This window comes from Roseovarius sp. EC-HK134 (assembly GCF_902498815.1).
In the GTDB taxonomy this organism is placed as follows: domain Bacteria; phylum Pseudomonadota; class Alphaproteobacteria; order Rhodobacterales; family Rhodobacteraceae; genus Roseovarius; species Roseovarius mucosus_A.
This window is the reverse complement of sequence record NZ_LR701544.1, coordinates 1694740-1709300: the sequence shown is the minus strand read 5'-3', so window position 1 is coordinate 1709300 and position 14561 is coordinate 1694740. Positions and strand designations below refer to the sequence as shown.

The 14561-nt window shown below is 60.5% G+C and carries 12 protein-coding genes; 3 read left to right on the top strand and 9 right to left on the bottom strand.

The features are described from left to right. Nucleotides 1–70: 70 nt before the first annotated feature. The 5 genes from GC127_RS12115 to GC127_RS12095 form a co-directional block, all read right to left on the bottom strand. The gene (locus GC127_RS12115) at nt 71–739 is read right to left on the bottom strand and encodes a response regulator transcription factor (RefSeq protein ID WP_081507737.1); all 669 of its coding nucleotides are present in this window, start codon (nt 737–739) and stop codon (nt 71–73) included. A gap of 439 nt (nt 740–1178) precedes the next feature. Further along, entirely contained in the window at nt 1179–2471 is a 1293-nt protein-coding gene (locus GC127_RS12110; RefSeq protein ID WP_199861244.1) for a calcium-binding protein, read from the bottom strand. Nucleotides 2472–2840: 369 nt separating this feature from the next. Then, entirely contained in the window at nt 2841–3488 is a 648-nt protein-coding gene (locus GC127_RS12105; RefSeq protein WP_081507735.1) for a response regulator transcription factor, read from the bottom strand. Beyond that, the gene (locus GC127_RS12100) at nt 3485–4936 is read right to left on the bottom strand and encodes an ATP-binding protein (protein ID WP_199861243.1); all 1452 of its coding nucleotides are present in this window, start codon (nt 4934–4936) and stop codon (nt 3485–3487) included. Before GC127_RS12100 ends, GC127_RS12105 begins: the two co-directional genes overlap by 4 nt. Nucleotides 4937–5150: 214 nt before the next feature. Next, nucleotides 5151–6368: an FAD-binding domain-containing protein gene (locus GC127_RS12095; RefSeq protein ID WP_151978322.1), complete on the bottom strand. Its 1218-nt coding sequence runs from the start codon at nt 6366–6368 to the stop codon at nt 5151–5153. Nucleotides 6369–6535: 167 nt separating this feature from the next. Here GC127_RS12095 and GC127_RS12090 point away from each other — a divergent pair, with 167 nt between their 5' ends. The 3 genes from GC127_RS12090 to GC127_RS12080 are packed head-to-tail and all read left to right on the top strand — an operon-like array spanning nt 6536 to nt 10004. Next, the gene (locus tag GC127_RS12090; RefSeq protein ID WP_081507732.1) at nt 6536–7375 is read left to right on the top strand and encodes an alpha/beta fold hydrolase; all 840 of its coding nucleotides are present in this window, start codon (nt 6536–6538) and stop codon (nt 7373–7375) included. 29 nt (nt 7376–7404) lie between these two features. Beyond that, the gene (locus GC127_RS12085) at nt 7405–8457 is read left to right on the top strand and encodes a DUF1611 domain-containing protein (protein ID WP_151978320.1); all 1053 of its coding nucleotides are present in this window, start codon (nt 7405–7407) and stop codon (nt 8455–8457) included. Then, the gene (locus GC127_RS12080) at nt 8457–10004 is read left to right on the top strand and encodes an ABC transporter ATP-binding protein (RefSeq protein ID WP_151978318.1); all 1548 of its coding nucleotides are present in this window, start codon (nt 8457–8459) and stop codon (nt 10002–10004) included. Before GC127_RS12085 ends, GC127_RS12080 begins: the two co-directional genes overlap by 1 nt. A 34-nt stretch (nt 10005–10038) precedes the next feature. On the opposite strand, the gene GC127_RS12075 is transcribed toward GC127_RS12080, so the two are convergent. Genes GC127_RS12075 through GC127_RS12060 form a run of 4 tightly spaced genes read right to left on the bottom strand, consistent with a single transcriptional unit; the run spans nt 10039 to nt 14546 of the window. Next, complete coding sequence (locus GC127_RS12075; protein ID WP_151978316.1) at nt 10039–11619, bottom strand: gamma-glutamyltransferase family protein; 1581 nt, start codon at nt 11617–11619, stop codon at nt 10039–10041. Nucleotides 11620–11622: 3 nt separating this feature from the next. Further along, complete coding sequence (locus GC127_RS12070; RefSeq protein ID WP_151978314.1) at nt 11623–12948, bottom strand: TRAP transporter large permease subunit; 1326 nt, start codon at nt 12946–12948, stop codon at nt 11623–11625. Nucleotides 12949–12957: 9 nt separating this feature from the next. Beyond that, nucleotides 12958–13461, bottom strand: coding sequence for a TRAP transporter small permease subunit (locus GC127_RS12065; protein WP_254700093.1), 504 nt, complete (start codon nt 13459–13461; stop codon nt 12958–12960). A 20-nt stretch (nt 13462–13481) separates the two neighbouring features. Further along, nucleotides 13482–14546, bottom strand: a complete 1065-nt coding sequence (locus GC127_RS12060; protein WP_081507726.1) for a TRAP transporter substrate-binding protein — start codon at nt 14544–14546, stop codon at nt 13482–13484. Nucleotides 14547–14561: the final 15 nt, after the last annotated feature.

Below are 14561 nucleotides of genomic sequence, written 5' to 3'. Positions count from 1 at the left end.
GCGCTATGACCTACAGCAGATTTGATCCAGCAGTGCCAATCGTCCCGTCTGAAATCAACCTCAGAGACTGTCAGTTCATTTTGGATGTGCCCGTAAGGGCCCCACTGCTTGCAAGCTCTTGCGCGGCAAGGACGACTTCAACCCGGTTGCGGACATCAAGCTTTTGAATCAGCACGGACATATAATGTTTAACCGTCTTCTCTTGCAGCGACAGCCCATCGGCGATCTCGCGGTTTGTCGACCCCCTGAGCAGTAAGCGAAGGACATCTTCCTCTCGTTTGCTGAATCGGACCCGCTCCATGGTGCGATAGCGGGCCTGTTGTCTCAGCCCAGCAACGACATTCGCAGAGACACTTGGCGATAGGTAGGTATCCCCCATATGAACCTGTCGGACGGCATCGGCCAACTCTTCGAGCGTGCTGCCCTTCAAAACATATCCGAGAACGCCCGCCTCCAACGCGGAGATTGCTGTGTCCTTGTTGCTTGATGCTGTGAAGGCCACCATTTTTGTGTGAGAGTGTTCCGTCGCAACCTTTGCAATCGCTTCAATTATTACACCGGGCATGTTCAAGTCGATTACGATGATGTCAGGCTTGACTGATCTCGCAATCTTGACAATGTCCTGCGCTGTCTTGCCAGAGGCAACAACAGTAAAGCCCTCAAGGGCCGAAAAAAGTTGACACACTCCGGTCAAGAAAACCGGATGATCATCCGCAAATGCCACAGAAATATCTGGCATAATTATACCCCAGCTCCCCCGAACTTTCCCCAGAAATACGCAACTTCGAAATTCAACATAAATTTACAAAGAATGTTCTGATTGTATCACGCAATCGTGATTGTGGCAATCCAGCCCTTAGAACGTGTGGATCGGGTCCTATTCAGTCTCTCAGTCTGGCGCGTTCAGTGACGCAAACCGGACCTCTGCGCTGGCCCCTAAGACCAAGCCATGAACTGGGATAAGCTGGGGTGCCCTACGTCTACTTGGTAGAAGCAAGGAAAGAATGTGAAGCAGGAAACGTCGTTTTCCGCGTCACATGGAACGCGCTCGATATCTCCCTCGTCACAGGCAGACCAAACGTAAAACATCTCGCCGGGCGCTTTGACCCGGCGAGTGAATGAGCATGAGAACGGTAAGCGGTGGGGATCACGCGACGCGTGCTTGGACCACCACACGTTTACAGGATGAAATCAGACGCATCGAGATCGACAAGCCTGACATCATCGATCCGCAAGATGTCCCCTCCACCAAAATTCAGGAGCGTGTCGCCGTTGCGCTGGCTCGCAAGATCAAGAACCGCATCAAATCCGGCAAGCCCATATGCGCTGAGGTCGATAATGTCCGTGCCCGCGACGAAATCGGCAATCTTGTCGAGACTGCCGTCTCGGGAGAACACAAAAACATCGCTGCCGAGGCCACCGTCATAGGTATCACGCCCCTCGCCACCCTCTAAAGTATCGTTCCCACGACCGCCGAACAGCCGATCGTTGCCGTTGCCGCCTTCGAGCGTGTCATCTCCACCGCCCCCCTTGAGGCGGTCCTTGCCATCGCCACCACGCAAAAGATCATGGCCAGCATCGCCCCGCAGGATGTCATCGCCAATGCCCCCGTAGACCGTATCATTGCCGCCATCGCCGCGCGCATTATCGTCGCCATCGCCCCCCTGCACGAGATCGTCCCCGAGATCCCCGCGCAAAGTGTCATCGCCACTCCCACCAAAGACCGTGTCATCCCCACGATCCCCGCGAATGCGGTCATCGCCCGAGCCACCATCGACCAAGTCATTGCCTGCGCGCGCCCGGATATCGTCATCGCCGCCAAAGCCGCTGATATGCTCTGCCTTTGAGCGACCGTGCATGCGCTCTGCGGCATTCGTGCCATTGAGAGCGATATCGGGAGGGGTGCCAGTTCCAGTGCTCACATCACCCGAGCCTTGGTCTGGCGTGCCATCGTCATTGCCCGGCGTGGTCACGCCCGCATCACCCGAGCCTTGATCCGGTGTGCCATCGTCATTGCCCGGCGGGGTCACGCCCGCATCACCCGAGCCTTGATCCGGTGTGCCGTCGTCACTGCCCGACGCAGGTGTTCCGCCATTGGCAAGGTTGTTCAAACGTTGGGTGTCCGACGATGTCGCAACGCGCTCGATTATGGTTTTGTTCGCGGCGTTCTTGCGCTCGTAGATCCCACTGGAAATTTCTTCCTTCGTACCGTCATCATAGGTAACTTCAATTGACGTGCCGAGCACTTCAACGCGGGTCACGACAGCGGAAGTGGCAGAGTTGGCCGCTTCGAAATCTGTGGCCAACGTGGTCAATCGGGCGATATCGGCAGCCGTCGCGCGGCGCTGCTGAACTGTATCGCCAACCGAATTCTTGCGCTCGTAAATCCCCGCCTCAATTTCTTCACGTGAGCCGTCAGCATATTCGATCTTTGTATTGCCTGGCCTCAGTTCAATCGCAAAGATGTCCACTTGGAATACTCCTGTTTTCCAACATGCACCCAACCTACTGAGCCGCAGCCTCTCTTGAACCGCCCAAGGGTCTGGCAATTCGTCAGACCTTCGTCTGAGGGGGCAAAAAAATACCCCCGGCATAAATGACCGGGGGCTACGGCGGCAGGGTCTGGGGAGCCAAGACCGCCGTTACCATGTACCTTGGGGACGCTCGGGGATCGTTAAATCTGTGTGATGCAGAATAGAGATCGCAGAGCAGGTGGCTGGCAGGAAAGGTCGTTTTTTTTCTCGGTATCCGAGTTTCGGATAACATTGGCGCGGGGTCCCGCGTCTAAATAGGGCCGAAAGTAGGGTGATCGGCACAACTAAAGTCGGAAAATCCGGGACTCAGAGGCCTTTTTCTCGCGCCATCAAGGCCGCTTCGACCCGGTTGCGCACATGCAGCTTCTGTAGAATGTAGCTCATGTAGTGCTTGACCGTGGCCTCGCGCAAACCAAGCTCGTCGCCGATTTCCCGATTGGAGGCCCCGCGCGCCACAAGACGGAGGATCTGTTCTTCGCGATGCGTCAGATCCGAGATTGGATCAGCGCTGCGCGTGCCCCGGGTCTTTCCCGCCCCCATGGCCGAAAGCACCTTGCCCGCAAGTCCGGGCGAGATGAAACTTCCACCTGCGTATACGCTGCGCAACGCTTCGATCAGAGTTTCAACCGCGACCCCCTTGAGAACATAGCCAGAGGCCCCCGCTTTCAGCGCCCTCAGCAGATCGTCATCCTGCTCAGACACAGTCAGCATGACAATACGAACGGTCGGAAATTGCTCGGATATCCGTTCTGCCGCCGTCAGACCGTTACCCGGCATGGAAATATCAAGCAGTGCGAGGTCAGGCAGCACTTGCCCCGTCGCCGCGACCGCTTCATCAGCGCCTGTACACTCTGCCAAGACATCAAACCCGCCATCCTCTTGAAGAGAGCGGATTACACCGCCGCGAAACAACGGGTGATCGTCGGCAATGACGATCCGAATACGCTCTGTCATCGCGCGCTCTTTTCGATCTGTAGGCGCATCGTCAACCGCGTGCCCCGGCCCGGCCCTGTATCGACATCAAAAATACCCCCAACACTCTGAACACGCTCGCGCAACCCGGCAAGACCGATGCGACCTTTGTCGAAATTGGCCTTTGGATCAAAACCCGGACCCCGGTCACTGACCGAAACGACAAGACAACCGCCCTGCATCGCAAACTCGACCTTTTGACCAACGCCACCCGCGTGGCGCCACGCATTCATCAGGCCCTCTTGTACGAAACGAAAGATGCAAATGAGCTGTGGCAGGCCGGGACGCAGGTTGTCGCCATCCTTGCCATTGCTGTCCAGGATGACTTCGGTTTGTGTGCGTTCTGCATGCGCATCGGCGGCTCTCCGGATCGTCTCCAGAATGGTTGCGCCTTCCAGCTTGGGCAGCACCAGCCCGCGCGCCAATCCACGGATATCCGCCAAAGCCTCTTCCAGTGCCCGCAAGATGAGGTCCGCCTCCTCGGGGCCCCCGGATTTGCGCCATGCGCTGATCCGCATATTCGCAAAGGCGAGCGCCTGCGCGGGCCCATCATGCAGTTCCGCCCCGATCCGTCTGAGCAACTGTTCGTTAAGCGCCGAGAATTGCTCTGACGCGCTCTGGATGCGCAGGCGCAGCAAATCATTTTGCAGGCCGACCTTGGTGATCTGCCTCAAACGTTGCTGCAATTCCGACCGCTGAAACTCGATCGTGCGGCTGCCTGCACGCACGATGCCGAACAAGGTTACAAAGGTCAGACCGGCCACTGCCGCAACAACAGCCCAGGCTGTCCAGCGGGCAACGCGCAGGTCTTCATGGAGTTCGCTGGCATCTTGATAGAATTCGGCGACGGCAATGATCTCTCCGGTCCGGATCGAATGGATAGGATTGTACACTTCCAGTAGCGGTAGACCAAACGCCCGCTCCCCTCTGGATTCGTCGTGATCAAGGTCGTCAAATCCTGCAATGATATCCCCTTTCCACGCCTGCAACAGATCGTCATGCGCCTTGAATGTCTGACCGATCATCGCGCCATCGCTGGCATAGGCCACATGCCCGCCTTCCTTCCATATCTTGACCGAGAGAATCCTTTCGCGTGTTGCCGGCCGCGCAAGAAGCTCCTCAAGCTTGGCGCGCCGCTCGTCGGACAGGGCGTTCCCATCGGCAAGTTCCTGCGAAAGCGGTGCAATCAGGCTTTCCATGTAAACAGCGGCAGAAATCGCAGAGTTGCGCACAACGGCGGTCTCGATGCGTGAGTTCACAAAAGCACCGATCAGCACCATTCCGATCAGGCTGACGATTCCCCCAACAACTGCAAAGCGGCGGTGCAGGGGTAGGTCATGAAACGCAGTCAAAAACGGCAACCGAGGCTTGCCAGACTTGTCCTCGGGCCCGGCACCATCAACAGCATAGTCGTTTTCCAAAACTGTCACGGGTTCTCCTGCCACCATGAACGCGGTTTCGTGCCTTGGATATCACGCCCTCATCAACAAACTCGCTTCTCTCAGGAACTCCGTCTGTTCCCGCAGGATGTGTCAAGCCTGTCGTTGGATTTACGTCATCCTTGCGCTTTGGTCTTCCGACTAAAGTCTGTTTGTTCGCAGCCCTGATCACAGCATGTCGCATTCTGCCGAATTGCACGCATAGTCAGGTAACACCCGTGTCTTGCAGGATGCGCGGAATGGCATGTTTCACTTTGAAAAACCCCGCCGTGGCATGGGGCCAGATTGCGCGATCCCAGGCCCGCTGCCATTCTGCCAAAGCAATACCCTGCGCTGAAAGATGGGGACGCGCCGTATCGAGCCAGTCAAAAAGCGGCCCCCGCGTCACATAGGGGGTAACGATCTGCGTTGCCCCTGATGTGACGGCCCAATCCACCAAGGCCTTGGGATGATCGGCACGGGCCAAATCAGCCACAACGCCCAGCCGTTCAGCGGCATCGGCAAGCGCGCCCGCCTCGAACTGATGAACGGCCTCGGACACAGGCAAGGATGAGCGAAGATGACTGCTGCGCAGCGCCACCACCGCGCGGATATCAAGCGCGGAATGATCGAAATCCTCAACCCGGCAGTCTTCATCCGTGATCAAAAGCAAGGTGGGACGTGCGGCTTGTGGTGCCAAGACCGGGCGCAGGGGCTGCACGGGGGGCAGCCCCTCAGGCTCGGTCGCCTCTAGGCCCTCGGTCACCTCGGCAAAATCCGCAGCGCGGGGCGTGAAGCGACCATTGGTAAAGGTGGCGATATTGTCAGCGCGCGCCGGATAGGGCCTGCCTCGCGTATGCAGACCCGCGACCCAACGCCAACCCAACGTATTTGCGGCGGCATCCCCATCAATCAAATGCCGGTAAAAGAAATCAGCCCCCAGACGCCAAGGCAGCCCAAGCGTGAATATCCAGATCGAGGCGAACCACATCCGCGCATGATTGTGCAAATACCCGGTCTCAACCAGTTCCGCAGCCCAGGCATCGAAACAGGCAAGCCCAGTTTGCCCGTCGGTCGCCCGCGCCACTTCGCGGCGCAGACGACGGTCATTGTCGAGCGCCGCCAGATCCCTTTCAAGCCCCTGCACATAACTGACCCAAACCTGCGGTCTGCGCTCTAACCAGCCTTTGAAATAGCCGCGCCAGATCACCTCCTGCACGAACTTTTCGGATTGCTCGGGACCATGCGCCGCAAGCGCAGTTGCCACAACATCAGACTCAAGCACCAGCCGCCGCCGGATATAGGGCGACAGCCCGGATACCGCGCTATGCGCCCCCGGCCCATGGTCGGTGTTTCGGCCATTGGCATAGCGCCGCCCCATACGTGGCGCAAACGCGACCAGCTTTGTCATGCCTTCGGCGTGGGTCGCCTTCAATTCAGTCATCGCGGCTCTAGCCTGTCGAAAAAATCTGCAGTCGACTGCACAGATGACGCGGCGCGCCCAGAATTCAACACGGGCTCTGCACCCGGCGCTGCACGAAATTTTCGGGTCAGTGGAATAATCCCCTCAGTGCCCCGTTTGTCCAGAAGCACATCAGACAGGAGGCACACATGCATCGCCCCACATTCAAGACAATCGTCACCTCGCATCGCGTGGCCTCGTCGTCGGGCACCTTGCCCGCGCGGGTCATCAATCCGGCAGGGTTATCTGGCCTTCCTCCATTGGTGGTTCTGCACGGGATTTCGCGTAACGCCGATGAATTGGTCGATCTGTTCGCACCAGTGGCCGAAAAGCGCGGGCGCATCGTGGTCGTGCCGCATTTCTCGGAACCTGACTGGCCACATTTTCAGCGCCCTTGCCGCGCGGCGCGGCCCGATCAGGCGCTTTTGGCGATGCTGTCGCATCTGGCGATGATCGACAATGCCTTTGCCGGTCCGGTCGATCTGTTCGGGCATTCCGGTGGGGCACAACTCGCCCATCGTTTTGCAATGCTCTATCCGCACCGGGTGGGACAGCTCAATCTTGCGGCTGCGGGATGGTATTGCCTGCCTGACACCAGCATGGCCTATCCCTATGGCCTTGGGATCGACGCGGAACCCACAAGCCTGCCTTGGGCGCGGCGACATCAGCAGGCCCTCAGCGCCTATCTCCGCCTGTCGGTTCGGGTGTTCATCGGCCTTGAGGATTCCCTGCGCGACGACGCCCTGCGCAAGACACCCCAACTGGACCGCGTACAGGGTCTGACACGGATTGCGCGGGCGCAGACCTATGTCGCGCATTTCCGCAAGGCTGCGCAGGCCCTTGGGATCACTCCAGACATCAGCCTGACGCATTTGCCCGGCGTTGGCCATGACGTGGCCCAAGCGATCCGCGACGCCGGACTTGCAACCAAAGTGGCTTGGGGCGTCAACACCTCCGGCACATGGCCATCCCTTGCTGTGGCAAGCTGATAACTCTCATTTCCTTGAGGATCACCCCCATGACACATGAGATGCTTTCTTCGCTGACAGACGCCAAATGGACATTCTCGACCCGGCGGGTCAATCACACCGATATTGCCGGTCTGGATACCGCATTCGCCGCAGCCCGGCCCGGCGACCTGATCTTGGCTCAGGTCGAAAGCCTTGGACAACATCAGCGCGTCCAGCTTTCTACGGGGCGCCCGTCCTTGATCTATCCCGGCGATATGGTGGTGCTGGCCTGTGGTGCGCGCTATGCCCCCGATCAATTCGAAGGGCTGGCCGAGATTGACCCGAACGGGGCCGATCTTCTGGCGGGTGGCGGCTGCATCGGCCGGATGGTGTCTCGGAATGAGCGGATCAAGACCGCGACCCGCCTCCTGCCCGTTGGCCGACTGCTCGATGCCACGGGCAAACCTGTGAACCTCAGGCGCTACGCCCTGCCGCCAACGACTGCCGCCAGCGATATTCCCGTGATCTTCGTACTCGGGACGGCGATGAACTCGGGCAAGACATTGGCCACGGCTCAGCTCTCGTTGGGGCTGCGACGCGCAGGGTACAAGGTGGCCGCACTCAAAGGCACAGGCACCGGCGCCTTTGGCGATTTGAACGAATATGCCGACACAGGCGCACATTGGGTGGCCGATTTCACAGATGCCGGGATGGTCACCACCTACCGCGAACCCCTGGGGCGGATAAAGGCGGGACTCGAGCTTCTGCTTGACCATGCGGCACAACGAGGCTGCCAAATCGCTGTCATGGAAATCGCCGATGGGCTTTTCCAACGGGAAACCGGCGCGCTCATCGCTGACCCTTGGCTGCGCGCGCGTCAGTCGAGCGTGATCTTTGCCTGCGGTGATGCTGTTGCGGCTGCGGGCGGGGTGAGCGAACTGGCCCGTCACGGGCTGCGCCCCGATGCATTGACCGGCATCGTCAGTTGTTCGCCCATGGCTGTGGCCGAGGCAGAGACCGCCACCGGCGTGCCGGTCTTGCGCAAAGGTGATCTGGCCGATCCGGCTGAGGCGAATGTCTTTGCCTTGCGCGCATTTGGTACGGATCGGCGGGCCGCGTAATGGCGTTGCCCCCGCTTCTGGATCGCGGGCGTGGGCGCGGCTTGGCCCTTGTTGCCATGCTTACGCTGATGCAGGGCGTGGCGGCCGGGGCCGCTGCCTTTGCCACCCGTGCGCTCTTTGAAACCATGCATGGCGGCGACGCGCTACCGTTTGTCGGCCTTAGCGTCCTTGCAGGGGCTGGGGCGATTATCGCCATGACACGCATCGCCGCGCGATATCTGGGCGAAGGCATTGGCCAGGACTATGCCCGACAGATCAGGGCCGCTCTCTTCGAGCACGCGGCGCATATGCCCGCAAGCGCTGTGGCAGAGCGGCGCGCAGGCTATGTGTCGCTCCGTTTTGTCGGCGACATGACCGCCTTTCGGAACTGGTTGGGGCTGGGGCTGCCGCGCCTCATCGCCGGGGCCGTGCTGATCCCGACGATGCTCGTCGTGCTCTGGCTGCTCGACCCGGTGTTTGCCTTGGCAGTTGTGCCGGTCTTTGGGATCACGCTGCTGGCCATCACGCTCGGGGGGATGCGATTGATCCCCCTGCATCGCCGCCTGCGGGTGCGCCGGGCACGGATCGCGGCAGAGATGGCCGAGCGTATGCCATTGGCGCCGCAGCTTGATCGCCTAGGCCGGCGGCGCAAGGAACTGGCCCAGCTGGACAAGCGCACAGAGGCGATGATCCGTGCCGCCCTGCGCCACCGCCTCAGCGCCGAAACCCTCAACGCGCTGCCCGATCTTGCGGCGGGGATTGCAGCGGCACTGGTCATCCTGACGGGGCACCGCGCCGGGTTGGGCACGGGAAACATCGCCGCAGCACTGGCTGTGCTTGGGCTTTTGCTGTCGCCCCTGCGCGATCTTGGCGGGGTCTGGAACCACCGCGCTGCCTTTCGTGTCGCCGCGACCAAGGCCCAAGCCGCGCTCTCGCGCCAGAAACGCGATCTCTACCGCACCGGGCAACGCCTGCCCAAAGGGCCTGTCGATGTCACGTTCGAGAATGTGCCTCTGCCGTCGGGGCAGATGTTGAGTCTGCATGCCAAAGGCGGCACCAAAACCTGTCTACCGGTTGGCGAGCTGGATGCGCGGGCTGTTCGCGATATGCTGCTTGGGCTCGATACGCCCTCGGCGGGGCGCATCCTGCTGTCGGGCATCGACCTGCGCGATCTGAGCCGGGGCAGCCTGCGCCGCCACGTCCAGTGTCTCAGCACTGCGCCAGAGGTTCTGCAAGGATCGTTGCGCCGCGCCCTTTTGATGGGGTGCGACCATCGCCCAGAGGATGCAACGCTCGAACAACTGGCCCGCGAGGTTGGGCTTGGCCCACTGCTCAAGCGTCTTGGAGGGCTGAGCGGAACAGTCCTTGAGGGCGGCAAGAACCTGACCCAGACAGAGCGCTTCGCGCTTGGCCTTGCCCGCATTCGGCTGTTGCCCCCCAAAGTGCTCTTGCTGGGGCTTGAGAGCGATCCGGGCGTCTGGATGAGGTTTCCCGTTCATCTGGGGAAAACAGGCGTAACCGTCATCCAGATGGGCAGAGCGCAGCAAGCGGCGCAAGCTGCAGCCTGAGCCCACCCGCACTGGCCGGCCCTGCCCCCAGACCTCAATCAGTGATCGCGGCCCCATCCGAACGCGGATCGGCAGCCGCCTCGATCAACCCGGTCGGATGGAGCACCACAGCCCCGGCATGGCCCGCAAGATCCGAATACGCAGGGATCATCTCAACCTCATGGCCCGCGTCTTGCAGCGCTAAAACCAGCTTCGGATCAAACCGATCCTCAAGCTTCAGCGATGTCGTCTCCTGCCCCCAGGTCTTGCCCAAGAGCCAACGGGGCGCTGTCACCGCCTCTTGCAGGCCCATGCCGAACTGAACATAGCGGGTGAACACGGCGGATTGCGTCTGGGGCTGTCCTTCGCCACCCATTGTGCCATAGGCCATGACCCGCCCGTCGTGCAATTCGGCCATGGCGGGATTAAGCGTGTGGAACGGGCGCTTGCCGGGGGCGAGCTGGTTCGGCCCCGGAGCCAGCGAAAATCCCGCGCCCCGGTTCTGAAAGAAGACGCCTGTATCCGTGCAGGTGAGCCCCGAGCCGAATTCCCAAAACACGGACTGAATAAAGCTGACGACCGTGCCGTCGGCGTCGCAGGCCCCCATCCAGATCGTATCGCCCTCTTTCGGCTCGTAGGGCCAGGGCAGCGCCTTGGTTCTGTCGATCTGTGCCGCCAGCATATCCAGCGCGGCATCTGTTAGCCATTCCTGCGCCGGTGTCGCCATATGGGTGTGGTCACCCAATTCGGCATTGCGCCGAATGAACGCCTGTTTGGTGGATTCGATCAGCCCGTGAATGTGATCAAAGCCGTCACCCGTCGTCACGCCCAGTCGGTCAAAGAGACCAAGGATCATCAGGGATGAAACCCCCTGCGTGGGTGGGATCATGTTGTAGAGCCGCCCCTGAGAGGTCTCCAAACTGAGCGGCGTCACCCGCTCTGCGGCATAGGCGCTGAAATCCTCAGCCCGCAGCGGGCTGCCGTTCTCCTCAAGATAGGCAGCATGGGTGCGGGCCAGCGGGCCATCGTAATAGGCGCGCAGCCCCTCGTCAGAGAGATGGCGCAGGGTTCGGGCAAGGGCCGATTGGCGCAGATGCGCGCCCGCCTCTGGCACCTTGCCACCGATCAGAAAGGTCTCGGCAAAGCCCGGCACGTCGCGCAACCCGTCCAGCTTTTCGGCCGTGGTGCGCGATTGATTGCCGGTTACGGCGATGCCGCGCTCGGCATAGGCAATCGCAGGCGCCAAGAGACGCGAGAGCGGCAGCTTTGTGCCCTGCACGTCAAGCGCCGCCTCCCAGCCGCCGATTGTGCCGGGAACCGTCAGCGCAGCCAGACCGCCCCGCGTGGGAATTGCCTTCTGATGCCCACGCGCCGCATACCACTCTGGCGTCGCCAGCCCCGCCGCCTGCCCGCCCGCAAAGATGCCGACAGGTGGCTTTCCAGGTTGCTTGATCAGCCAGAAGCCATCCCCGCCAATGCCGTTCATATGCGGATAGACCACCGCAATCGTCGCCGCAGCGGCGACCATCGCCTCTATCGCTGTGCCACCGTCGCGCAGCACATCCCGTCCCGCCAATGCGGCGGCCCGGTGGGGCGCGGACACCGCGCCGTTATATCCCAAGGCAGCATGAAGCATGGTTCACCATCCGATTGCTTGGGGCAGCCATGTGGCCAGCCCCGGTGAAAAATAGACAAGGCTGAGCGCAGCAAGCTGAAGGCCGATAAAGGGCAAAACGCCTTTGTAGATGTCCGACGTCGTGACTTCGGGCGGGGCGACCCCCTTGAGAAAGAACAGCGCCCAGCCAAAGGGTGGCGTGAGGAACGAGGTTTGCAGGTTCATCGCCACCAGAATGGCGATCCATGTCAAATCCGCGCCAGATTGCATGAAAATCGGCAAAAAGAGCGGCAAGGCGATATAGGAAATCTCGATCCATTCGAGAAAGAAGCCCAGCACGAAGAGCAAGAGCATCAGGAAAAAGATCTGGCCGTCCAGCCCCCCCGGAACGCTGGAGAACGCCGATTGCACCAGATGTTCGCCGCCAAGCCCGCGAAAGGCCAACCCGAACGGCTGTGCGAAAATCAGGATCAGGAACACCATGGCCGAGGTGATAAAGGCCGCGCGCACTGCATCGCGCAGGATCGAGAGATTGAGCCGCCCCGCCAGTGCCGCCAGCACGATAGAGCCGAACGCGCCCATGGAGGCGGCTTCGGTCGGGGCTGCGACACCGCCGATAATCGAGCCCAAGACCAGCACGATCAACGCGATAGGCGGAAAGACGACCTTGAGCAATTTGCCTGCCAGTTCACCGCGCAGCATCGCGGCCCGCTCTTCCAGAGGGATGGCGGGCATGGTCTTGGGCGAGAGAAACCCGAGGATGAGCACGTAGCCCACAAACAGCCCCGCCAGCATCAGCCCCGGAAAGAGCGCCGCCGCAAAGAGCGTGCCCACGGATTGCCCCATGATGTCGGCCAGCAGGATCAGAACCAGACTGGGCGGAATGATCTGCCCCAGTGTGCCCGAGGCACAGATCACGCCTGCGGCCACGCTGGCGCTGTAACCGCGCTTTATCACCGGGCCAAGGGCGATCAGCCCCATCGTGACCACTGTCGCGCCAACCACGCCAGAGGCCGCGCCCATCAAGACGCCCACAAGGATAATGGCCAGCGCCATGCCCCCGCGCAGCCCGCCCATGGCAAAGCCTATGACCTCCAACAGGTCTTCGGCTATTCGGGATTTTTCAAGCATGATCCCCATGAAGATGAAAAGGGGCAGTGCCAGAAGTGTATAATTGGTGATCACCCCAAAGATGCGCGCGGGCATCAGCGTGAAGAGCATGGAGCCAAAGCCCATGTAACCAAATACAAACCCCGTCACGCCAAGACACACGGCAACCGGCATGCCGATCAGCAACAGGATGAAGAACGCCCCGATCATGCAGAGCGCGAGAATTTCAGTGTAGGGCATTGGACGTGCCTATTCCTGTCTTTCTGGGAGAGGGGTCATCAGCTTGAGCGCGGCGTGGCCGGTCATCGCGACCGCCTGCAAAGCCAAGAGCAAAAAGGCCACGGGCATCGCTGCTTTGAGCAAGTAGCGGTAGCCAAGGCCGCCGGGATCTGGAGAGCCTTCGTTGATCGCGTAGCTTGATTGCACATACGCAATGCAGAGCCAGGCAATGAGAAGCGCAACCACACAAAGCGCAATGTTGGACACGAGATCGACCAGTGCTTGCGTCTTGGGGCGCATCGACCCATAGAAAATATCGACCCGCACCTCGCCCCCCTGATTGAGACCGTAAGACATGCCAAAAAGCGCGCTCACCGCCATGATGTGCCACTCGGCCTCTTGCAAGCCGACGGTGCCATAGGAAAAGAGGTAGCGCGCCAGCACGTTGAACGCGACGACAAGCACCAGCGCCAACGCGCTCCATGCTGCCACATGCCCGATCACACGGACGAGGCCAGAGGCCCCGTCCGTCACGCGTTTGATCCCCGCCTGCATCACAAAGCGTAAAGCGGCTTTTCGGACACCGAGGCCCAGCTGTCATGCTCGGCCTTGAACGCCATAAAGGCGTCATGCACCTTTTTGGTCGCCGGATCAGCGGCAGCGCCTTCTTCGAGGACTTTTTGCGTCACCGCCTTCAACTCGTCCACCACGTCCTGAGGCAGGGTATTGGCGATCACGCCTTCATTCTCGACCAGGTCCTTGAGAGCTGCGGCGTTATTCGCCTCGCACCATGTGTGGCTTTCAAGGTTGCAGGCCATGGCTGCGGTAGAGACAATCGCCTGAAGATCGGCGGGCAGCGTGTCCCAAGCGGCCTTGTTGATCAAAAGTTCGGTGACGTTCGAAGGTTCATGCCAGCCGGTCGTGTAGTAGTATTTGGCCGCATCATGCAGCCCGAGGCGACGATCCTGATAGGGCCCGACAAATTCCGCCGCATCAATCACGCCGCGTTCCAGCGCCGGGAAAATCTCGCCGCCCGGCAAGAGTTTCACATCGACACCCAAGGCCGCATAAACCTTGCCGGCAAGACCGGGGATACGCATCTTGAGGTCTTTGAAATCAGCAATGCTCTCGATAGGCTCACGGAACCAGCCGGTCATCTGCACGCCGGTATTGCCCATTGGCAGCGCCTTGAGGCCAAGCGGCTCATAAAGCTCGTCCCAAAGCGCCATACCGCCCCCGTGATAGAGCCACGCCGTCATGCCCTGAAAGTTCATGCCAAAGGGAACAGTCGTGAAATACTGCGCCGCAGGCAGTTTACCCGCCCAGAAATAGGCGTTTGCGGCATTCATTTCGACCGCGCCGCCACGCACGGCGTCAAAGCCTTCTAGCGCCGGGATCAGTTCACCGGCGGCAAAATGTTGAATTGTCAGACGCCCACCAGACATCGCCGCAACCTTGTCGCAGAAATCCTTGGGGCTTCCCGGGCCCTCGACATAGAACGGGGAACCGGGGCCATAAGCGTTGGTCATTTTCCAAGCAAAACTGGTCTGAGCCCGCGCAATGCTCGGCGCGGCCAGAGGGGCGACGGCCGTAGCCGCCAGAAACTTGCGTCTGTCCATAGTCCTGTCCTTTTC